18 protein-coding genes are annotated in these 20,560 nt (G+C 61.4%); 5 read left to right on the top strand and 13 right to left on the bottom strand.

Translation table 11 applies throughout. From position 1 onward, the window contains the following. Positions 1–35 precede the first annotated feature (35 nt). The gene (locus HX839_RS24415) at positions 36–851 is read right to left on the bottom strand and encodes an AraC family transcriptional regulator (protein ID WP_003217127.1); all 816 of its coding nucleotides are present in this window, start codon (positions 849–851) and stop codon (positions 36–38) included. A gap of 261 nt (positions 852–1,112) precedes the next feature. On the opposite strand from HX839_RS24415, the gene HX839_RS24420 reads away from it, so the two are divergent. Continuing rightward, on the top strand, positions 1,113–1,385 hold the full coding sequence (locus tag HX839_RS24420) for a DUF1652 domain-containing protein (protein ID WP_003217129.1): 273 nt from the start codon (positions 1,113–1,115) through the stop codon (positions 1,383–1,385). A gap of 148 nt (positions 1,386–1,533) precedes the next feature. Here the strand turns inward: HX839_RS24420 and HX839_RS24425 are convergent, their stop codons facing one another. Then, the gene (locus HX839_RS24425) at positions 1,534–4,002 is read right to left on the bottom strand and encodes a UvrD-helicase domain-containing protein (protein ID WP_177067814.1); all 2,469 of its coding nucleotides are present in this window, start codon (positions 4,000–4,002) and stop codon (positions 1,534–1,536) included. Positions 4,003–4,220: 218 nt separating this feature from the next. Here HX839_RS24425 and HX839_RS24430 point away from each other — a divergent pair, with 218 nt between their 5' ends. Next, positions 4,221–4,916, top strand: coding sequence for a pirin family protein (locus HX839_RS24430; RefSeq protein WP_003217133.1), 696 nt, complete (start codon positions 4,221–4,223; stop codon positions 4,914–4,916). A gap of 124 nt (positions 4,917–5,040) precedes the next feature. Here the strand turns inward: HX839_RS24430 and pgm are convergent, their stop codons facing one another. From pgm to HX839_RS24450, 4 genes are all read right to left on the bottom strand, one after another. Continuing rightward, positions 5,041–6,687 carry a phosphoglucomutase (alpha-D-glucose-1,6-bisphosphate-dependent) gene (gene pgm / locus HX839_RS24435; RefSeq protein WP_087694418.1) on the bottom strand — a complete coding sequence of 549 codons (1,647 nt, stop codon included), beginning with the start codon at positions 6,685–6,687 and terminating at the stop codon, positions 5,041–5,043. Positions 6,688–6,786: 99 nt separating this feature from the next. Further along, positions 6,787–8,199 (bottom strand): PLP-dependent aminotransferase family protein, encoded by a 1,413-nt coding sequence (locus tag HX839_RS24440; protein ID WP_177067815.1) that lies wholly within the window; start codon positions 8,197–8,199, stop codon positions 6,787–6,789. 24 nt (positions 8,200–8,223) lie between these two features. Next, positions 8,224–9,645, bottom strand: a complete 1,422-nt coding sequence (locus HX839_RS24445) for a hypothetical protein (RefSeq protein WP_177067816.1) — start codon at positions 9,643–9,645, stop codon at positions 8,224–8,226. Positions 9,646–10,296: 651 nt separating this feature from the next. Next, on the bottom strand, positions 10,297–11,319 hold the full coding sequence (locus HX839_RS24450) for a zinc-dependent alcohol dehydrogenase family protein (protein WP_003217140.1): 1,023 nt from the start codon (positions 11,317–11,319) through the stop codon (positions 10,297–10,299). Positions 11,320–11,567: 248 nt separating this feature from the next. Here HX839_RS24450 and HX839_RS24455 point away from each other — a divergent pair, with 248 nt between their 5' ends. Then, the gene (locus tag HX839_RS24455) at positions 11,568–12,482 is read left to right on the top strand and encodes a LysR family transcriptional regulator (protein ID WP_003217142.1); all 915 of its coding nucleotides are present in this window, start codon (positions 11,568–11,570) and stop codon (positions 12,480–12,482) included. 75 nt (positions 12,483–12,557) lie between these two features. Here HX839_RS24455 and HX839_RS24460 read toward each other — a convergent pair whose 3' ends face one another. The 4 genes from HX839_RS24460 to HX839_RS31920 are packed head-to-tail and all read right to left on the bottom strand — an operon-like array spanning position 12,558 to position 15,739. Beyond that, the gene (locus HX839_RS24460; RefSeq protein ID WP_003217145.1) at positions 12,558–12,743 is read right to left on the bottom strand and encodes a hypothetical protein; all 186 of its coding nucleotides are present in this window, start codon (positions 12,741–12,743) and stop codon (positions 12,558–12,560) included. Beyond that, positions 12,740–14,632 (bottom strand): FUSC family protein, encoded by a 1,893-nt coding sequence (locus HX839_RS24465; protein WP_177067817.1) that lies wholly within the window; start codon positions 14,630–14,632, stop codon positions 12,740–12,742. Before HX839_RS24465 ends, HX839_RS24460 begins: the two co-directional genes overlap by 4 nt. After that, positions 14,632–15,540: an HlyD family secretion protein gene (locus HX839_RS24470; RefSeq protein ID WP_177067818.1), complete on the bottom strand. Its 909-nt coding sequence runs from the start codon at positions 15,538–15,540 to the stop codon at positions 14,632–14,634. The genes HX839_RS24465 and HX839_RS24470 overlap by 1 nt, the downstream gene beginning before the upstream one ends. 10 nt (positions 15,541–15,550) lie before the next feature. Further along, positions 15,551–15,739: a DUF1656 domain-containing protein gene (locus HX839_RS31920; protein ID WP_032899212.1), complete on the bottom strand. Its 189-nt coding sequence runs from the start codon at positions 15,737–15,739 to the stop codon at positions 15,551–15,553. Positions 15,740–15,866: 127 nt separating this feature from the next. Between HX839_RS31920 and HX839_RS24480 the strand changes: the two genes are divergently transcribed. Continuing rightward, positions 15,867–16,661, top strand: a complete 795-nt coding sequence (locus HX839_RS24480) for a helix-turn-helix domain-containing protein (protein WP_003217152.1) — start codon at positions 15,867–15,869, stop codon at positions 16,659–16,661. A gap of 2 nt (positions 16,662–16,663) precedes the next feature. On the opposite strand, the gene HX839_RS24485 is transcribed toward HX839_RS24480, so the two are convergent. Further along, positions 16,664–17,581, bottom strand: a complete 918-nt coding sequence (locus HX839_RS24485) for a LysR family transcriptional regulator (protein WP_177067819.1) — start codon at positions 17,579–17,581, stop codon at positions 16,664–16,666. 110 nt (positions 17,582–17,691) lie between these two features. On the opposite strand from HX839_RS24485, the gene HX839_RS24490 reads away from it, so the two are divergent. Further along, the gene (locus HX839_RS24490; RefSeq protein WP_177067820.1) at positions 17,692–17,910 is read left to right on the top strand and encodes a DUF2790 domain-containing protein; all 219 of its coding nucleotides are present in this window, start codon (positions 17,692–17,694) and stop codon (positions 17,908–17,910) included. Here the strand turns inward: HX839_RS24490 and HX839_RS24495 are convergent. Both HX839_RS24495 and HX839_RS24500 read right to left on the bottom strand, forming a co-directional pair. Beyond that, positions 17,907–19,154, bottom strand: a complete 1,248-nt coding sequence (locus HX839_RS24495; protein WP_177067821.1) for an OprD family porin — start codon at positions 19,152–19,154, stop codon at positions 17,907–17,909. The genes HX839_RS24490 and HX839_RS24495 overlap by 4 nt on opposite strands. Positions 19,155–19,184: 30 nt before the next feature. After that, positions 19,185–20,519: an MFS transporter gene (locus tag HX839_RS24500; RefSeq protein ID WP_008433830.1), complete on the bottom strand. Its 1,335-nt coding sequence runs from the start codon at positions 20,517–20,519 to the stop codon at positions 19,185–19,187. Positions 20,520–20,560 lie beyond the last annotated feature (41 nt).

Below are 20,560 nucleotides of genomic sequence, written 5' to 3' on the forward strand. Positions count from 1 at the left end.
CCACACTTCGATGGCAGTGATCCTAGAGCCTGGCCTCAGGGGCTGTCTTGCGCGCGTGCACGCAGGGAAATTTGTTTGACGTAGGCCTTGGGCGACTGGCCGGTGTGCTGGCGGAAGCTGCTGTAGAACGCCGACGTCGAATTGAAGCCGGCGGCAAACGCCAGTTCGTCGATGCGGATCGGCGGCGCGGCCATTTCCAGTGCAGCCAGCAGATGCTGGAGGCGTGCCTGGTTGACGTAGCGATAAAAACTTTGCCCCAGCACCTGGTTCAACAGGTAGGAAATCTGGTTGCGGCTATACCCGCACTCCTTCGCCACCCGTTGCAGGTCCAGCTCGGGGTCCAGATAGGGTTGCTGGCGCTCGAAGTACTGTTGCAGGTCGTTGGCCATGTAGCTCAGTTGCTGCGGCGACAAACCCAGGCGGCTGACGGTCGGGCGTGTGGTCTCGCGGCGGCTGGCAGACTGCTCGTGGACCAGGGAGGCGTACTCGTTGACCCGCCAGATCAAGCCATCGCGCACGGTAATCGCTTCGCTGGTGCGAAACGACACCAGGCCCTGGCCGCCACGCAAGGTGATGCGGTATTGGATGAACGCGGTGTCGCCGTCGGCGCGGATGCGGTCGGTGTGTTCGATCGCTTCGTCGGCGCCACGGGGCATGCTGGCTTGCAGGTATTCGCGCAGCTCGCCGGCACCCACCACGCGGTTCTGGAAGAAATCGTGGTACTGGATGTCCGGATGGTAGTACGACATCACTCCATCCAGGTCCCGATCCCGCCAGCACAGATGGTGACGCAGTACCAGCTTGGCCGTAGCTTGGGTTTTCTGGGAGTCATCCGGAATGATGTCTTGCATTGAGCGCTCTACGCCGGTGAAAAAAGAGGCAGCTTGCCCAACTGCCCGTACCCGCTCAACGGCCATTTGATATTTCCGACTAATGGCCTTTCGCTTAATACCACGCAGCACGTGACCCATATCAACGTTATTGAAAACAACTGCCGGACGGGACGAAAAAACTCCCATGCCCGATGCGAACGAATGCTATTTTTAGTGCTCACGACGGCCAGGACCAGTGACGGTCATGGCGCCCCTGCAGCGAGCTAAAGGAAGCGCTCAATGAACAAGGTGGGCAACATGAACAAAGTGACATTCCCCAATGCCTGCCAGTTGATGCGCTGGCACTTTCATCCCATGGGCTTTGAGGCGAGCATGGATGCTCCCGGCAGTATGATCGCCCGCCTGTTCGACCGCGCCAGCGGGGAAACCCTGATTGCAATTGCCGGTATCCCTTGCGCCACGGTGATGAACGCTGCTGACGTGGAGCGGATCATCGAGGCGGTTGAGGATGAACTGGAGTCGTTTGTGCCGCCGCTGTCGCTACGGGCTTGATCTGGCAACGCAGGTATCCTGTGGCGAGGGAGCTTGCTCCCGCTGGGTTGCGTAGCAGCCCCAAAATCCTGGGAGCGCTGCGCACTCCAGCGGGAGCAAGCTCCCTCGCCACAGCAAGCTCCCTCACCACAGGATTCAACGTCACCCCTTATGATTTGCTGATGCGCTGGTCGTCAAAAAACGGTTTGTCCCCGGCAACCCGGTCCGAAGCCTTTGGCACATTCACCCCTTGGCCATCCTGGCCGTCGACATACCAATAGCAATGGCTCACCGCCCGGGTAATGCCCACGTAGGCCAGGCGCAGCACTTCGTCTTTCTGCGCGCTGTCGTAAGCTTCGGTATCGCCGTCCTTGCCCAGTCCTGCCATGCGGTAGACCTGGTTCTTGTACGGCGAACTGGTCAAGTGCTGGCAGTCGCCCAGCAGGAATACCGCATCCGCCTGCAGGCCCTTGGCGCTGTGATAAGTCAGTTGCTTGAGCCGGCGGCTGTCGTACGGCAAACTAGAATCCACATTAACTACCGACTGAATATGCTCTTGCATCAATGACTTATCGCTGCTTTTTCGATACAGCATTAACACCGAATCACCCTTTTGATAGTGCGCCAGCAGTTGTTGGCCCAGCGCCGCATCGTCACGGTCACGCACCGTGACCGGCACCAACTCCTTCGCGGTTCCACTGGCCTTGGCTTTCTTGCCGCTGATGGCCGGGGCCGCCCGCACAATGTGCTCGGCAGCATCGATCACGTGCTGATGGCTGCGGTAGTTCTCGCCCAGCATCACCCGGGTGGTCGTGGGTGACGGGAACTCCTTGTTGAACTCCATGAAATACTTGGGCGAACTGCCACGCCAGCCATAGATCGACTGCCAGTCATCGCCCACGCACAACAGCGAAGAGCGCTGGGCCCCACGCCCCACGTGCATGGCCGGCCCGCGGCTGCGGATCTCCCGCAGGCTGGCCCGGATCCACGAGACGATCTGCGGCGATACGTCCTGGAATTCGTCGATCATCAGGTGCGACATCGGCCGTAGCAGCGGGTCGCTGAGCAACTTCAGGTTCTCCGGGGTGTTTTCGCCAAACAGCGAGAACATCCGGTTGTAGGTCATGACCGGTGGCGACTGGTCCAGCAAGTGATCTTCGAGGGCCTTCCAGAAAATGCTCAGTGCCTCGAAGTAAAAACGGTCTGGATCATCCTTGGCAAAACTCATCTTGCCCACGGCGGTGGGCACATCCAGCCCGAGGTTCTCGATGAACCCGGCGGCGGCAACAAAGCTGTCCAGCAACGGTGCCGAACCCAGCTCGCCCTTGACCTTGTAATCGAAGCCCGGGCCCGATGTTGCGTCACCTGCCAGGCTGCTTAAAAGCCGCTTGGAGGACTCGTAGCTTTCTAGCCATATCAATGGCTTACGGCAGAAAGCTTGAAATAGGGTTCGCTTTACCGCCCATTCGGCACGTACTGACAGCTTGGACCCGGGTCGACTGACCTGGGCATTTTCCCGCGGGTCGAAGCCCAGTACGACCCAGGCATCCAGTTCGGCAATGTAGCCATGGCAGTGAAACTTCGCGCCGTTGATATCGAACGTCTGGCGATTGGGCTCGATGCCCTTGATCGGCCAGGCGCCGGCACGAAACCACAGGTCTTCGATCACATCGCAGAGTTCTTCATCGCGCTTGGCCGCCAGTTCGGTCACCGCCACGCGTTTTTGCACGTCCGGGTGATCGCGCTCCAGCTCCTTGAGTTGCAGGGCATGGCGCGCCAGCGGGGCGATCAGTTCGCGGAAGCGTTCATGGCGGCCATGCAGCCGGTGATAGCAGGCATTCAGTTGCTGGCGCTGGGCGTCGTTGATCCGCAATTCGAAGGGGTTGCTGTCGGCCTCATCAAAGCCCGCTTCGGTCCGCGCATTGAGGTTCTCGAACGCCTGCAGCCGTTCAAGGCCCGGCAGGCTGCGCACCATTGGCAGGATGCGTGAGTGAAAGGTCCGCACCACCGCTTGCGCGTCTTTCATACCAAGGGGTTGGCCCCACAAGGCGAGAATTTCCATGAGCTTGTTGATGAAGTCCTTGCGCGACTCACGGGTGAAGGTCACCACCGTCATCGAGCTCAGCTCGAAGCCCAGGTAATGGGTCAGCAGCAGGATACGCAGCACCAGCGAGGTGGATTTACCCGCGCCGGCGCCGGCGATCACCGAGGTGGACGGCGTATCGCTGAAAATCATCTTCCATTGCGCCGCACTCGGCTGGGCATGGGCCGGCAGCAGGCGCGCCACATCAGCCTTGATGCGTTTTTTCAACTCGGCGGTCAGCGGCAGGCGCCAATCATCGAACAGATTGTCGTCAACACCCGGCGCAGTGTGCTCATCCGGCCGGAAGTCACGAATCAGCAGGACCTGGCGGCCTTCTTCGATACCATCCGCCTTGCCTTCCTTATAGCCATACTCCACGCCGGCCGTGTGGCCACTGCGAAAGCCGTCGGCCTGGCCATGCAGCCATGAGAAACGGTGCTGTGCCCGCAGGCGCGTCAGGCCGTGACCGAATAATCGGGCGGCGAGCCGTTTCAACAGGGGCATTTCGGCCAGTGGCCGCAGTTCGGGAGGCAGATCGGGGGTGTGTTGCGGCACGCGGACTCCTGCGATGCTTTAACTCGGACAAGAGCCCTATGGTCGCCGCAAATGCCCCACAGTTCCAGCCAATTGCTTTGCGCTCATGCAGTTAGGCGATGAAGTGAAGACAAGTCCTGAGCATCGGCATCGAAGCATTCGATAGGAATCCAGCATTTTTTACGCTTTTTATCGATCTGGCGCTGCTGGATGATGGCTCCCATCCACAGGAGACGATCATGCTTGAACTTCGACCTTTCAACACCCTGGGCGGCGCCAATCACGGTTGGCTGGACGCTCACCACCACTTCTCGTTTGCCGAATACCATGACCCCAAGCGCATGCACTGGGGCAACCTGCGGGTGTGGAACGATGACCTCATCGCACCGGGCACCGGCTTCCCGCAGCACCCGCACCGGGACATGGAAATCATCACCTATGTGCGTGAAGGCGCCATCAGCCATGCCGACAACCTGGGCAACCAGGGCCGCACCGAGGCCGGCGACGTCCAGGTAATGAGCGCCGGCACCGGGATCGCCCACAGCGAGTACAACCTGGAAGCTACGCCGACCAAGATTTTCCAGATCTGGATCATTCCCAATGAGGCCGGTTTGCCGCCGTCGTGGGGCGCTAAGCCGTTTCCGAAGGGTGACCGCGAAGGGTTTGTGACCCTGGCCAGTGGCAAGGCCGGAGACAGCGAAAGCCTGCGGATTCGGGCCGATGCACGCTTGGTAGCGGCAAACCTGAAAGCCGGTGAAAGTGCCGAGTATCGGCTGGACAACGGACGCCGGGCGTACCTGGTACCGGCCACCGGGGTGATTGAAGTCAATGGCTTGCGTGCACAAGCTCGAGACGGTGTGGCGGTTGAGGATGAGCAGGTACTGCGGGTGACAGCGGTTGAGGACAGCGAGATCGTCTTGGTCGACCTCGCCTGACCGAGCTTGAATGTGGTGAGGGAGCTTGCTCCCGCTGGGGTGCGAAGCGCGCCCAAAAATGGGACTGCTGCGCAGTCCGGCGGGAGCAAGCTCCCTCGCCACAGGTTAATCAGTCACTTTGGTATCAGTTAGCCGAGATCGCCCCGTCCACCAACACCTGGGCCTCTTCCACCAGTTGCTTGAGGTGATCTTCGCCGATAAAGCTCTCTGCGTAGATCTTGTAGATGTCCTCGGTGCCCGATGGCCGTGCGGCGAACCAGCCGTTTTCAGTCATGACTTTCAGCCCGCCGATCGCCTGGTCATTGCCCGGCGCGTGGCTGAGGATCTGCTGGATGCTTTCCCCCGCCAACTGCGTGGACGTCACCTGGTCTGGCGACAGCTTGCCCAACAAGGCCTTCTGCGCCGGAGTCGCCTTGGCATCCACCCGAATGGCGAACGGCTCGCCCAGTGCATCGGTCAGCCCGCGATAAATCTGGCTTGGGTCCTGGCCTTTGCGCGAGGTCATTTCCGCCGCCAGCAGCGCCGGGATCAAACCGTCCTTGTCAGTGCTCCACACGCTGCCGTCCTTGCGCAGGAACGAGGCGCCGGCACTTTCTTCGCCACCAAAACCCAGCGAACCGTCAAACAGGCCATCGGCAAACCACTTGAAGCCCACCGGCACTTCGTACAGGCGACGGCCAATGCGCTTGGCCACGCGATCAATCAAGCCGCTGCTGACCACGGTCTTGCCCACCGCAGCATCAGCGCGCCATTCGGGGCGGTTCTGGAACAGGTAGTCGATGGACACGGCCAAGTAGTTGTTCGGCGCCAGCAAGCCACCGGACGGCGTCACGATGCCATGGCGGTCGTGGTCCGGGTCGCAGGCGAATGCCACGTCATAACGGTCCTTGAGGCCGATCAACCCCTGCATGGCGTAGCTGGAGGACGGGTCCATGCGGATCTGGCCGTCCCAGTCGACGCTCATGAAGCGGAAGGTCGAATCCACTTCGGTGTTCACCACGTCGAGGTTCAGGCGGTGATGCTCGGCGATGGCCGACCAGTAGCGCACCCCTGCTCCGCCCAGCGGATCGACGCCCAGGCGCAAGCCAGCGTTGCGGATGGCATCGAAGTCGATGACGTTGACCAGGTCGGCCACGTAGGTGTTGAGGTAGTCGTGGCGATGAGTGGTGTCGGCCTTCAGCGCCTGGGCATGGGTGATGCGCTTGACCCCGGCCAGCTTATTGGCCAGCAGTTCGTTAGCCTTGGCTTCGATCCACTTGGTGATGTGGGTGTCGGCCGGGCCGCCGTTGGGCGGGTTGTACTTGTAGCCGCCGCTTTGTGGCGGGTTGTGGGACGGCGTGATCACGATGCCGTCGGCCAAACCACTGGTGCGGCCGCGGTTGTAGCAAATGATGGCGTGGGAAATCGCCGGTGTCGGGGTGTACTCATCGCCTTCGGCGAGCATCACGTGCACGCCATTGGCGGCCAGCACTTCCAGCGCACTGGCGCCGGCCGGGGTGGACAACGCGTGGGTGTCGAGGCCGACAAACAGCGGGCCGTTGATGCCCTGGGCTTCACGGTACAGGCAAATGGCCTGGCTGATGGCAAGCACGTGCCATTCATTGAAGCTGAGGTCGAACGAGCTGCCGCGGTGCCCGGAGGTACCAAAGGCGACGCGCTGGGTGGAGATCGCTGCATCAGGCTGGCCGGTGTAATAGGCCGTTACCAGTCGCGGGATGTCTACCAGCAATTGAGCTGGTGCCGGCTTGCCCGCAAAAGGACTGAGAGTCATGCATAAACCTCGGAAAGAGAAGGATTCGGAAAAAAGTGCAGTTTACTGGGACTTGGACTGCTCCGCGACGTTATAAATCCTACAGCAATCAGCGAAATTTCATTCAGCGCCGGTCTGTGCCTGCCTGAGCGCCAGAGCCAGTTCATCCAGGGCGTTCTCCAGGTTATGGGCGCCGTCAACGGCATGGCTCAGCCGCAGATGCTGGCAGTGCAGGCCACTGAGGCTGAACAACTCCCCCGGCGCAATCACCACCTGCCGGGTGAGCAGGCGCTGGAACACCTGGCGCATATCCACCGGGGCCTCTGAGCGCAACCAGAAGGTCGCGCCAGCGGCGGGCATTCGGTAGCTCACCTGGTTGCCCAGATGCGTGTCCAGCCGCAGGCCCATGAGCCGGGCCTGCTCTTTGAGTTGCGGTCGCAACTCCCGCAGATGCTGGTCGATGCGCCCGCTTTGATAGAGCCGCGCAATCGCGCGCTGGCGGATAGAGGACAACCGGAATGCGCGCAACAGGAACTGGCGCTGCAGCTCGCCGCTGAGGTGGCGCGACAGCAAATAGCCAAACGGCGCTTCCGGCCCGAGCATCTTCTCGAACGTGGAAAACACCATCAGCCGCTCGGGATTGGCCAGGTCCCGTAACGCGGTGATTGGCTGCCCGAAGCCGAGGTCACCATGGCTGTCATTTTCTAACAACCAACAGCCATGCTGGTCCAGCAATCGCACTAGCTGCAGGCGGTCATGGGTGGACAGGACTACGCCGGACGGCAGGCTGACACCGGATGACAGCAACGCCAGCTGCACCGGCTCGGTGCTGAGCAATTGCTCGAACAACGCCAGGTCCAGGCCGTCGTCCGCCGTGAATGGCAATTCGAGAACCCTCACGCCTGCCCCCTGCAACAACCGCAGGATCAGCCAGTCACACGGGGATTCGACGATGATCGCAGCGCCCTTGAGACCCAGCACCTCGATCAGGATTTCCAGTACCCCGCGCAAGTCGGCGCCGATGTATACCTCGTCCGCCTGCCAGCAACGGGTCGGCGACGAGGTATAGCGCGCCGCGAGCGTCGCCCGCAGTTCCCACACGCCACAGGGCTGCGACCATGGCTGCAGATGATGCGGGTAATGCCGCAACAGTTCGCGCTCGAGCAGCAACAGCGCTGCGTCCAGTGACGCCGCAAGTGCCGGCTCATCGGCGCTGAGCACGCGCATTCCCGGACGTCGCGCACTGGCATAGAGGCGCTCCAGCAGGTCGCCACCGCTGCTGCCTGGCGGTTTATTCAACACCGGCCAGGCGTAGTAGCCCGACTTGGGCACCGAGTACACCCGGCCCTCCTTCTCGAGCAACGAATAAGCGTATTGAATGGTCGAAATCGACACATTCAGGCGCTCCGCCAGCTGCCGCAATGATGGCAGTTTTACCCGGGCATCCGTGCCCACCTCGCCGATGAGGTTGATCATGTAGCGATACACCGCCTGGTAGGCGAAGTCGGTTTGCCGGTCGTCCCTGAGGTTCATCGCTGGTCACCCGCCGCCACCCGCTTAACGCCCCGCCAGTTGGTAGGCTGCCAGGGCGGGAGCATCTTGCTGTGGCGTCTCGGCCATGCCCGGCACGCCGGTGGCTGGCCGCTTGCGATAGAGATGTTGCAGCAGGTCGATCGGCAACCCGCTGATGTCGATGGCCCATTGCACCAGCATCTCGGCCACCGGCTTACCTTGCAGCGCCTTGTGCAGCTCGGGGAGCGCCACCAGCATGCCGGGGTGGCATTGGCGCAAAAAGCTTTCGAGACGCTCGCCGTGACGGATAAACGGCGAAAACATCAGGCAGTTCAGTTGGCTTTCATCCAATCGGAACATCGCCTGGGCGTAGTCGGCCGCCAGCGCTCGGCCATCCTGGGTCGCTGCCTGGGCAATCAGGTGTTCGGGAATCTGCTTGCGCCGCATGAACAGCGCGGCCTGCTGCATGAAGCCCTGTGCGCCCTCCTCGTAATCCAGTTCCCGCAGGCACTCGGCCTGCAAGCCCCGCAGATGGGCCATCAGCAACGGGTTCGCATAGCTCGCGTGGCTGAAATGAAAGCCAAACTCGTCCGGTTCATAGCCCATGAACTGACGCAACAGCGGCCCGGAGGAGTATTCGGCCGCGTCCTTAAGGTCGGCAGCGCCGATATAGGCCAAGTGGCGATGGTTGTCCGTGTCGGACTTATCGGCGACGGCGTAACGCTCGCCGTAAAGGTCGCAGTAATAGGCGTTGCTCCACTCATCCATGCGCGCGAACAGTCCGCTGAGCACCAGAGGCTGGCGCGGCGGGACCTCTGCACCGCTCGCCAGCGCAGCCTTCTTCAGCCACGCCAGGTACTCCCGCTGCTTGCGCGCGGAGTCACCACTGACCAGCGCGTGCACGCCGCCATTGCAGGTGGTGACGCGCTGGTAAAAGTCACCGAGGGCCAGGTAGGCGTCGTTGCACAGGGTTTGGCGAAGATCTCCCGAAGTCAGGTGCCCCACCATCAGCATATTGCGCCGGCTGGTATCGCGCGCCGCACTGGAGGCCGGCCGCAGGTGGTTGAACGGCAAGACTTCCTGATTCTCGACCATCAGCAATTCGACACGCGCATCGTCATGCAGGAACAGCGCGCTGTAGCCGCGATGCAGCGTGTCCAGGGCATTTTGCGACATGCCGGCATGGCGCAAGGTCGCGACCCGCAGTTGAAACGTCCGCGGCGCCCGGCCTGCAAGCGTCAGCTGGGCTGCCCGCAACAACGCCAGGACATAGCTGCTGCCGGCGCCTGCGCCGTGAGCGACCAGCACCTTGTATTCACCGATCCGCTCCATGCCGCCTGCCGCTACCACGATTCGTTGAATCAATAACTGGAGCGAGGTACGTTCTGTTCGAGAGAAATGCCCTATCAAGCGTTGCAATACTTGTTGATAGACATAGTTCATGGCTTGTTCGTGAATAGCGCTCATAGTTCTACTACCTGAGTTGAAATATCAGTTTCGGGCAATCGTTGACGGCATTTGCCTGACCTGTTGTTTCTGTAGGGGCGTTACAACATGTGACATTAAATGGAGATTAGCACCGGGCCCTACCTGCCAAGCCTGCCTTTGGGGGCTTCCAGTCCCGAAAAGGCGCCATGCCAAGGGGCACGCAGCCCAAACCGAAAGTCTTAGGAACGCTCTGACAACTTCCTACGCTGCTTTAACTTACAAACTAGAGAAGCATCCGACATAACCCACTTCAATATTGATGTTCCGGCAAAACAGCCATGGGAAACATTATTGGGCTTGACGGATGTACGGGGTGATTTCATATATTCAATCATTGCTCAATCCTTGAGATAAAAGTGACGGGGCAATTATCGGCACTTGAATAATGATTAACAGATACAGAACGCCGGCTAAAACCGGTTCAGATGGGGGCTTGCATGGGGTATCGAGTGTGCAGACACGACAACGCCGCGCTGGGATTCAGGGCGGCGTCAGGGGCATACATCTGGTTTATCGGGCTGAAGTGCTGAAATCCCGATTCAAGCGGTGGGCAGGTTAAGTCCTGTCAAATGGCGCATTTGCCCCATGCGCCCGGGGGCAGGAATACTCGCTTGAGAATATTCCCACAGATCAAACAGTTTCTACCTGCAAGGCAACCCGTTCACGACACGGACATTCGTCCATATAGCGGTGCGCTTCAACGAACTGGCTGAAAGGAAATACCGTGGTTTTCAGCGGTACCAGCACCTTGTCGGCGGTCAGTTGGTTGATGTCACGCAAGGCTCGCTGCAAGGCCACCTGGTCCTGGATGATGCCCAGTTCCGGTTTGCCGGTGAAGTTGCCGATGCAGTGCACAAAGAACTGAATGTTCTTCTGGAACGCCGCACAGGCCGGGAATGGCGTCTGGTTGCCACCTTGCAGGCCGTACAGCACCAGGCTGCCACGCGGCGCCAGCACATCACCCAGCAACGACATCTGCGGGCCACCCAAGCCATCGAACACCACGTCTACGCCGCGGTTGTCGGTGAACTTGTTGACTTGCATCAGCAGGTCCTGCTCTTCGGTGACGATGACCTTCTCGGCCCCGAGGGACAGCAGGTATTCGCGCTCATCACTGGTCTTGGTGGCGGCAATCACCCGCACCCCCAGGGCTTTGCCCAGCTGCACAAACGATGGGCCGGCACAGTGGCTGGCGTCCGTTACCAGGGCGAATTGCCCGGGTTTGACCCGCGCCAGGTCCATGTACGCAAAGTAGGCAATCAGCAACGGCGTGTAGTGCACGCTGGCTTCGATCGGGCTCAGGACATCCGGGTAGCGGGTCAGGGCCGAGCGCGGCAGGACGATCTGTTCGCCGTACACCGGGTAGTCATTCGGGCTCTCGGCCGGGAAGCTGGCGACCTTGTCACCCACCGCCAGGTCGTCGACACCCTCGCCAACGGCCACAACCACGCCGGCCATTTCATGGCCAAGGCCGGAAGGCAAGCGGGCATGGGACGACGCCAGGTTCTGGCGCCACAGAATGTCGTACCAGCTGATGCCAATCGCCTCGACGCGCACCTGCACTTCGCCCGGTGCGGGCTTAGCGGCTGCATGCTCTTCGCATTTGAGCACCTCGGCCGGACCAAACTTGTGAAAACGGATCGTGCGGGACATCGCAAACCTCGTCAAAGTAACCTCTATTGCCATGAACTCTATCTGGGCTTTCGGGGCAAGACCACCGGTCGCCGTTAATAGTCGACATGCCTGTCATTGATTCCGCACATACGGAAAAGGTGCCAAGCCATGTAGGAAAACTGAATTAGCCGGTGCAGAGTACCAGCCTTTCCCCGTAAGATTCATGCCGGTCATTGTTCTTATATGACCGCTCCCGTCAAGTTTACTGACGCCGCCTGGGACACAAGATGAACCGTAACGACCTGCGTCGTGTCGACCTCAACCTGTTGATCGTATTCGAAACCTTGATGCATGAGCGCAGTGTGACCCGCGCTGCCGAGAAACTGTTCCTTGGCCAGCCGGCCATCAGCGCAGCCCTGTCACGCCTGCGCGGCCTGTTCGACGACCCGTTGTTCGTGCGTACCGGACGCAGCATGGAGCCCTCGGCCCGTGCGGTAGAAATCTTCGCCCTGCTCTCCCCGGCCCTGGACTCGATTTCCACGGCCGTCAGCCGCGCCTCCGAATTCGACCCGGCCACCAGCACCGCGGTATTCCGCATCGGCCTGTCGGACGACGTCGAATTCGCCCTGCTGCCGCTGCTGCTCAAGCGCCTGCGGGCCGAAGCCCCCGGCATCGTGCTGGTAGTGCGCCGCGTCAACTACATCCTGATGCCCGGCCTGCTGGCCTCCGGCGAAATCTCCATCGGCGTGAGCTACACCACCGATTTGCCGGCCAACGCCAAACGCAAAGTCCTGCGCCGCAGCAAGCCGATGCTGTTGCGAGCCGACAGCATGCCGGGCTCCATGAGCCTGGATGACTTCTGCGCCCGGCCCCATGCTCTGGTGTCGTTTGCCGGGGATTTGAGCGGGTTTCTGGATGAAGAACTGGAAAAACTGGGCCGCAAGCGCCATGTCGTGCTGGCTGTGCCGCAGTTCAATGGGCTGGGGACGTTGCTGGCGGGCACCGATATTGTCGCGACCGTGCCGGACTATGCCGCTGAAGCGTTGACTTCAGCGGGTGGCTTGCGGGCTGAGGAGCCGCCACTGCCGGTGCGCACATTTGAATTGCACATGGCGTGGCGTGGGTCCCAGGACAATGATCCGGGGGAACGGTGGTTAAGGTCGCGGATTCAGATGTTCTTTGGCGACCCGGACAGCCTATAAAGCAACAGCACCGCCGGGCATCACACCGAACTCGTCACTTCGCTCCGAATAGATTGCAATTCCCCGGGAACCGGCTCATCGCTGGCGATCGGCCTTGGGCCTTGAATCACGGCCAGGCGCCCGGTGCTCGGCGAGCTTTTTTTGCTCTTGTTTGAATTGCTGTTGCCAGCGGGCCAGCGCCTCAGCCCCGTCCGATGCCTGCACCGCCATTGGCACAGACACGATCATCCCGAAAAGCGTCCAGATAAGGAGTTGCTTCATTTCATCTCACCTTCGTTGTTGTAGCTGAAACTGGTTCGGATATCGGCACGCTGGTATTGGTCGAGCAACCCCGCCAAATCCCGGTAACAAGCAGCCAGGTCGAGGGCACCAAGGCGGAACAGTGATCTCGACGTACGCCGGGCCTGGGCCGCGCTGATCGCTGAATCGAAGGCATATCTGGCAATACGCCGATCGCCCGCTTGCAAACACCTGGCGATTGATGAATCAGGCTTCAGGTCGCGTGTCTTGCGGTGCAGCAACCTTAACTGTCGACCCAGTTGAAGCGAGACGGCACCGGCCTCATCGGCGCCCGACAGCGCTTGCAGGGCAACCATCCGGTGCTGTTGCGTGGCCTGCCACTTCAGAAGATCCATGCGGTGCCAGCGACGCAGTAACCGGCGCGTGTCTTTGCGCAGCGCGGTCCTCAGGACGTCGGCGTGGCTGGCGGGTTTCCCCGGCAGCAACTGGAAGGCCAGCAGGCAGATAGCAAGCGTCACCATCCAGGCCAGGGCTTGATTCACGAAGTCAGCGAAGTCGTATTGGGCGGTCCCGGCGGTGCCGACCAGGGTGTTGAACGTAATCAGGTAGGCGACGCCTTGCAGGGCATGGCGCGGCCGGGTCGTGGCATGAATCCCGACCGCCCAGAACGCAACCAGCACCACCGTGAGCAACCCGAACCCGCTGATGTGCGGCAACAGCAGGAACTTGCACCCCGCCGCTGCCAGGATTGCGTAGAAGGTTCCCCTGGCAAGGCTCGCAATGCCTTGCTCGGGCGCCGCGCTGGTGGCCAGCAAGGTGCAGAACGGACCCAGTACGGCCAGCAAGGTTGGCCCCTGGTCCCAGCCGGTGAGGTACCAGACAGCACCGGTCGCCAGCGTGGCCAGCAACGCTCGCACACCGTTACGCAGTGCAGCGCCGTAGTGTCGGTGAAACCCCACGGCGCGGGCCGGCGGCAGGGGCGCGCGCTCAAGGCAGGCAAAACTCGACAAGGCGCTGGCCAGTTCGGCCAATGGTTCATTCAGACGCCGCTGGCTCGCGCCTGGTTCAAGGCTGGCTTGCAGCTCCCGGACACGATCGGCCGCCACGCAAAACCCGGGCATGGCTTCAGCCAGCTGGCGCAACTGTGCGCCGATTCCAGCGTGCGAAGGTATCGCGCATTCGTCGAGCACCACGGCATGCAGATACGCAAGTCCTGCCTGCAGGGTCGCCAGCCTGGCGCGGATCAGCACCGACTCGCCCCGACCAATCCCGAGAAGGTCGTCCACTTTGCTGATATCGATGGCCAGCGGGTCCTGCGCACGCGCCGGCCCGCCGTCAAACCGCACGGCCAATAACCGCAGGGTGCGCGACGAGACGTCGCGAAGTGCCATGGTCAGTGTGCGCTCGACGGTCTTGCGGCTGAATAATGTGGCCACCAGGCTCAGGCTCAACACCCCCAGAACAACGGCCGTGCCCCGCCCGACGATATGTTCGAAACCTTGCTGCGGCGCGACGATGGCGGGCCCCAGGGCCAGGCAAACGGTGTAGCCGGCGACCACCGCCGCCGTGGCCTGGTAGTGCCGAAGCACGGTCATGGCGCCGACACAAAGGCCCAGCCATACCCCGATCCCGAGGATAAACAGCAGCATTTGCTGGGCGAACAGGCTGGTCAGGACCAATGCCACAGCCAACCCCACCAGGGTGCCCAGTGCCCGGTGGAAGCCCTTGCCAACCACTGCCCCCTGCAGCGGATGGATCAGCAACAACACGGTTGAGGCGGCCGAGAACGGCGAATCCAAGTGTAATTGGAACCCCAGCCACAGGGCCAATGAGGCCGCCAAAAGACTACGCAGCACATAGCCCGAGGTAGCAGCTTCCCATGCCCCCAGCATGCGCAGTGCACGGACCATTACATGAACTCCTGAAGCCATTGCACCAGCCTCCAGCGCGGCGCCGTGCCCTCCTCGGCAACCTCGATGCTGGCGGTCATCCCCGCCGCCAGCTCCACACCGGGCGGCACCTTGTCCAGTTCAATCCGCACGGGCACGCGCTGGGCCAGGCGTATCCAGCTGAACGTAGGCGCCACCTGGGGCAAACCACTGTTACTGCGCAGCTCGTTACCGTCGGCAATGCCCCGACCAATGCTCGCCACATGCCCTTCGAGCAGCGGTGAAAAACCCATCAGCTTGATGGACGTCGCAGCCCCCACCCGAACACCGGCCAGCTTGGTCTCCTCGAAGTAACCGGTGACCCAGAAGCTATGGCTATCGACCACAAAGATATTGGTCTCGCCCGCTGCCGCGTAGTCACCCGGCTGCAGCCGCAACTGGGTCACATAGCCGTCGACCGGCGAACGAATCGTCGTGCGGTCCAGATCCAGCCGCGCATGGGCCAGTTGGCTGCGGGCCGCATCCAGGCGCGCCCTGGCCACCGCCAGGTCCCGGGCTGCGTTGTCGGTTTCCTCCCGCGCAATCGCATCGCCGAGCTGGTTGCGGCGTTTGAGCTGTGCACTGCGCTGCTCGAAAACACTGCGCGCCTCGGCAAGCTCGGCCGTGCGCTGTTGCTGGGCAAGCAAGTAGCTGCTGCGATCGATCTGGTACAGCAACGCGCCCTTGGCGACCCATTGGTTGTCGCCCACCAGCAGGTGTTCGACCTGGCCGGACACCTCGGGGGCGATACGGATGACTTGCGCGCTGACACGCCCGTCCCGCGTCCAGGGGGCCAACTCATAGGCACGCCACAGTTGCGTGCAGAACAGCAATGCGGCCAGCCCGAGCACCAGGGTGACGAGGGTCTTGAGGATGTGTTTGATGATCATCGCGCTGCCCTCAAAAGCTCAGAACCAAGGTCGAGAGCACGATCAGCGACACAAAGAAACGCGCCAGGCTGGGGTGCCAGGCCCAATCCAGCCAGCGCCGCAGGGCCCGCTCCAGTAGCCCGTACACCAGGGCTGCAACGCCGACGTAGAGCAAGAACGGAGGAATGTAGAGGTGGGCAATCGTGATTTCGCTGAGCATCGGTTGAATCTCGCAGTCGGCAATCACCTTGATCGCCTTGATGAAGATGGTAGGGACTGCAAGGTCGTGCCGATATTGAGTATGCTGCCAGGATATAATCAATTTCAGACAATCGAGGCGGTGCAACATGGGCGAGATGAAGCTCCAGGGCGTTGATCAATTCGAACTGGACAGTTTTGATCAGCCCGCCGTCGCGTTGATGCTCGGCAGCCAGCGCAACGACACCGAATTCCCCGTGCACAGCCACCGCAAAGGCCAACTGGTGGTGGCGTATCACGGCGGTATCGTGTGTACCGTAGAGGATGGCGTGTGGATGGTGCCGTCGGGCTTCGGCGTGTGGATTCCGGGCGGTATCGCCCACAGCAACCGGGTGACCGCCAACGGCAGGATCGGCTATCTGTTTGTCGAGCCCGGCGCCGCCGCGCTACCGGAGAAATGCTGCACGCTGGTGCTTTCGCCGCTGGTCCTGGCGTTGATCCTGCACCTGAGCGCCCAGCCCCAGGATTATCCGCCTGCCTCTGCCAATTCGCGCGTGGCGAGCGTGCTCCTTGAACAACTGGAACTGGCTCCTTCGGAGCAGTTGTACCTGCCGCTCCCCGCTGCTACGCAGTTGCGCTTCATCGCCCGCGGCCTGGCCCAGGACCCGTCAAACCGTTGCACCATGGCCCAGTGGGCACGCCAGGTCGCCATGAGCGAGCGGTCCCTGGCGCGGCTGGTCAAGAGTGAGACCGGCCTGACATTTGGCCAATGGCGCAAGCAATGGCAAATCATCGTGGCCTTGCAGAGCCTGGCCGAGGGCGAATCGGTGCAACGGACCGCCGAGGCGCTGGGGTACGAGTCGGTCAGTTCGTTCATCAGCATGTTTCGCAAGACACTGGGCTCGTCGCCGGCGCGCTACATTCGCCGTACGGCAACGCGCTAGCCTCAAGGTGCCTCAATCACTGCCAACTGCTCCGCCAACAACCCCGGCAATCGCGCCTGCAAAAACCCGACCCACGTCCGCACCTTGGCATCCAGAAAGCGCCTTGATGGATACACCGCGAAAATGCTCCGCTCCCGTAGCCGATATCCGGGCAACAGCCGCACCAGCGAGCCCTCGCGCAGCGCCGGGTTGGCGCTGAAGAACGGCAACAAGCTGATGCCCATTCCTTCCTGCGTCGCCTTGACCATCGCATCCGCGACATTGGTCCTGAAGGTGTCACCCGGCGAAATCGCAATCTCGCCCTCTTGCCCCTTGAACAACCACGCATCCTCCTGGAAATCCTGCAGATGCAACCGTCGATGCTGCATCAACTGCTGCGGATGCTCGGGCACGCCGTACCGGGCCAGATACCCCGGTGCCGCACAGGGCACACTGAACAACTGCCCGATCGTCTGACTGACCAGCGCCGAATCCGGCAACGAATGGGCGATGGAGATCACCACGTCGTGACCCTCTTCAAGCGGGTCCGGGTTGTGCTGGGACAGGGTCAACTCGATGGACACGTCCGGGTATTGCTCGATGTAGCGGGCAATCAGCGGCGTGATCAGCACCCCCAACCCGCTCATGCAATGCACCCGCAATCGCCCGCGCGGGTTAAGGTGCGCGCCGCTGGCTTCTGCCGAGGCTTCCCTGACGTCTTCAAGAATGTCGCGACAGCGCAACAGAAAGCGCTCGCCCGAATCGGTAAGGCCCAGGCGCCGGGTGGTGCGTTGCAACAGGCGGGTCTGCAGGTGTTTTTCCAGCTCGCAGATCAACCGTGATACGTGTGCCCCGGACAGGTCCAGCGCCTCGGCCGCTGCGGCAAAGCTGCCAGTGTCGACAACCCGGGCAAACACCTGCATGCCATTGAGCAAATCCATCAACATTGCCCCTCGATTGCTACGTGATACGTACGAGTCATTCACCTGTTCCTGTCTTTATCCCGCTGCGGCAATCACTAAAATGAACCCTACTCACAGAGGAACTCATCATGAATATCAAATGGCTCAGCCTGCTCCTGTTTTTCACCGCCGCCGGCGCCATGGCGGCCGGCAGCAATGAAGCGCTGGATATCCAACACGTTGTTTCAATCACGCCCGTGCCGGGCAGCTGCCAGGTAGAACCGGCGACCATGGTGTATATCGACAGCCAGGGCGCCAGCCATACCGTCCACTACCAGGTCATGGGCACGTGCCAGGGCGGGGTTTAAAGCAGCTTCCAGGTGTAACTGAGGATCAGCCGGTTCTCGTCGATGTCGCTGCGGTAGTTTGAACGGGCCATGACATTGCGCACCCGAATGCCCAGGCCGCTCAATGTGCCGCTTTGCACCACATAGCCGATATCCAGGTCGCGCTCGCGATCCTTGCCTTCATAACCCGCGCCGGTGGTCACGTTGTTGCCGGTGATATAACGCACGGTGGTGGTCAGCCCCGGAATGCCCAGCGCCACGAAGTCATAGTCGTACCGCACTTGCCAGGAGCGCTCGTCGGTGTAGGCAAACTCGTAGGTGGGTACTTCGTTGCCCAGCGGCGTGATGTTGGCGAAGACCCGCGGGAAGGCACTGTCGCCATACATGGCTTGATAACCGACGTAGAAGATATGGCCGCCATGCTTGGCCGACAGCAGCGAGAAAAACGCCTGGTTGTCGATCTTGCCGAGCAGTTTGTCGCCGTCTTCCCGGGCATCGTAGTAGCCGAGGTTGGCGCCGAGCGTCCACTCGCCCATTGGCTGGCTGTGCTTGAGGCCGACAAAGTCCTGGCGGTAGATGTCCTTGAGTTGGCCATGCCAGTAGCTGACGCTGGTGCGGTTGGTGTTGAAGGCGTAGTCGCCGCCGACGTAGTTGAACCCATCACCTTCAGCGCCGCGTTGCGGCACATGGCCGAGCATGGCGATCATTTTCTCGTCGCCGGCTTCGTTGCGCAGGCTGGTGGTGGTCAAGTGCCCGGCCTGCAGCGCAAGGCCGGCGATTTCGCCGGAGCTGACACTCACGCCCTGATAGCTCGGCGGCAGCAAGCGGATATCGCTGAAGGCCAGCACTGGCAGGTTCGGTTGCAGTTCGCCGACCTTCAATTCGGTCCTGGAAAACCTGGCCTTGAAGGTCAGGCCCAAACGGCTGTAATCATTCGGGGCGCTGCCGTCGCCCTTGACCGGGAGCAGGCCGGTATTGGTGCGGTCCGGGCTGCTGTCGAGCTTGAGGCCGAGGGTGCCCAGGGCATCCAGGCCAAAGCCCATGGGCCCCGGCGTGTAGCCGGATTTATAGGTCAGGATAAAACCCTGGCCCCACTCCTCTGCCTTTGATTGCTTGTTGGCGCCGACGATGTCCGAGAAATCGCGGCTGAAGTAATAGTTGCGCGCCTGCAAGGTGGCGGTGGAGTCCTCGAAAAACCCGCCCTCGGCCGCCGTCGCCGCAAGGGGCACGCCCAACAGGGATAGCCAGATACGTTGTATGTTCATGTCGTTGCTCTTAGTTATTGTTATCGACAGTTACTGCGCCGGGGCGGCGATCACCTCCTGCCGGCCCCGACGTTCATTCAGCGCATACGCCGTCATTGCCAGCACGGCGATGGCCCCGGGGATGGCAAAGGCCATGAAGTTCAGGTGCAGCGGCAGTTCAATCCCCATCAGCGCGCCGCCCAGCAGCGGGCCGACGATGGCGCCGGTACGACCGATACCGGAAGCCCAGCCCAGGCCGGTGGCTCGAATGTTCAAGCCATAGAGTTGTGCGGCGCCGGCGTACAGCAGGATTTGCGTGCCGATGGTGGTGGCGCCGGCAAAAAAGATCAGCAGGTACAGGACCGGCATCGGGCTCTTGATACCCAGCAGGCTGATGGAGAGCAGCGCGGCGATAAAGAAACCGATCACCACCTTCACCAGGTTAAGCCGGTCACACAGCCAGCCACCGACAAGCGCCCCGGCGATGCCGCCAAAATTCAGCGCCAGCAGGAACGACAGGCTCGATCCCAGGCTGTAACCGGCACCCGCCATCAGTTTGGGCAGCCAGGAACTCAGGGCGTAGACCATCAACAGGCAGCAGAAAAACGCGACCCAGATCGCCGCCGTCCTCAAGGCCAGGCCGTGTCGGAACAACTCCAGCACCGAAGCGCCCTTGCCTTTACCGGCGCTGACGAGCAGTTGGTCTTGCGGGTCGATCCGGGTCTGCGGCGACAGGCGCTTGAGCAGCTCACGCGCCTGTTCCTTGCGGCCCTGGCGAATCAGGAACCCGATGGACTCAGGCAGCCAGTACACAATCAACGGCATCAGCAGCAGCGGGATCGCCGCGGCGAAGAACATGGACGACCAGCCAAAACGCGGCAGCATGAAAATCCCCACGCCGGCCGACAGCATGCCGCCCAGCGAGTACCCGCCAAACATCACCGCCATCAGGATGCTGCGCATTTTCTTCGGTGCGTATTCGGTAATCAGTGCGGCCGCATTGGGCATCAGGCCGCCACAGCCGAGCCCGGCAATAAACCGGCAGATTCCGAACTCAGTCGGGTTGCTGGCAAAACCGTTAATCACCGTGGCGACGCTGAACAAGGCAAAGCAGATGGCGATGCCTTTGCGGCGACCGAACTTGTCGGCCAGGCTGCCGAAGACCAGCGCGCCGAACATCATCCCGAACAGCGCATAACTGCCCAGAGCGCCGGCCTGCAGGGGCGATAGTCCCCATTCCTTCATGATCGACGGCAAGACCACGCCGTAGATGAACAAGTCATAACCGTCAAAGATCAACAGCACAGCACACAGGCTGACCACCAGCCAGTGGAAACGATTGAAATGGGCATTATCGATAATCGAATTGACGTCATGGGTACGCATGGCAGTGCTCTCATTATTGTTGTTGTGAGTCAGTGTCTGCA

This window comes from Pseudomonas sp. I8001 (genome assembly GCF_013385345.1).
Taxonomy (GTDB): Bacteria; Pseudomonadota; Gammaproteobacteria; order Pseudomonadales; family Pseudomonadaceae; genus Aquipseudomonas.

What these genes read in the sequence shown, in the direction of transcription:
- HX839_RS24415 (WP_003217127.1), bottom strand. Translation starts at nt 851, where the DNA reads ATGCAAGACATCATTCCGGATGACTCCCAGAAAACCCAAGCTACGGCC.
- HX839_RS24420 (WP_003217129.1), top strand. Translation starts at nt 1,113, where the DNA reads ATGAACAAGGTGGGCAACATGAACAAAGTGACATTCCCCAATGCCTGC.
- HX839_RS24430 (WP_003217133.1), top strand. Translation starts at nt 4,221, where the DNA reads ATGCTTGAACTTCGACCTTTCAACACCCTGGGCGGCGCCAATCACGGT.
- pgm (WP_087694418.1), bottom strand. Translation starts at nt 6,687, where the DNA reads ATGACTCTCAGTCCTTTTGCGGGCAAGCCGGCACCAGCTCAATTGCTG.
- HX839_RS24440 (WP_177067815.1), bottom strand. Translation starts at nt 8,199, where the DNA reads ATGAACCTCAGGGACGACCGGCAAACCGACTTCGCCTACCAGGCGGTG.
- HX839_RS24445 (WP_177067816.1), bottom strand. Translation starts at nt 9,645, where the DNA reads ATGAGCGCTATTCACGAACAAGCCATGAACTATGTCTATCAACAAGTA.
- HX839_RS24450 (WP_003217140.1), bottom strand. Translation starts at nt 11,319, where the DNA reads ATGTCCCGCACGATCCGTTTTCACAAGTTTGGTCCGGCCGAGGTGCTC.
- HX839_RS24455 (WP_003217142.1), top strand. Translation starts at nt 11,568, where the DNA reads ATGAACCGTAACGACCTGCGTCGTGTCGACCTCAACCTGTTGATCGTA.
- HX839_RS24460 (WP_003217145.1), bottom strand. Translation starts at nt 12,743, where the DNA reads ATGAAGCAACTCCTTATCTGGACGCTTTTCGGGATGATCGTGTCTGTG.
- HX839_RS24465 (WP_177067817.1), bottom strand. Translation starts at nt 14,632, where the DNA reads ATGGTCCGTGCACTGCGCATGCTGGGGGCATGGGAAGCTGCTACCTCG.
- HX839_RS24470 (WP_177067818.1), bottom strand. Translation starts at nt 15,540, where the DNA reads ATGATCATCAAACACATCCTCAAGACCCTCGTCACCCTGGTGCTCGGG.
- HX839_RS31920 (WP_032899212.1), bottom strand. Translation starts at nt 15,739, where the DNA reads ATGCTCAGCGAAATCACGATTGCCCACCTCTACATTCCTCCGTTCTTG.
- HX839_RS24480 (WP_003217152.1), top strand. Translation starts at nt 15,867, where the DNA reads ATGGGCGAGATGAAGCTCCAGGGCGTTGATCAATTCGAACTGGACAGT.
- HX839_RS24485 (WP_177067819.1), bottom strand. Translation starts at nt 17,581, where the DNA reads ATGGATTTGCTCAATGGCATGCAGGTGTTTGCCCGGGTTGTCGACACT.
- HX839_RS24490 (WP_177067820.1), top strand. Translation starts at nt 17,692, where the DNA reads ATGAATATCAAATGGCTCAGCCTGCTCCTGTTTTTCACCGCCGCCGGC.
- HX839_RS24495 (WP_177067821.1), bottom strand. Translation starts at nt 19,154, where the DNA reads ATGAACATACAACGTATCTGGCTATCCCTGTTGGGCGTGCCCCTTGCG.
- HX839_RS24500 (WP_008433830.1), bottom strand. Translation starts at nt 20,519, where the DNA reads ATGCGTACCCATGACGTCAATTCGATTATCGATAATGCCCATTTCAAT.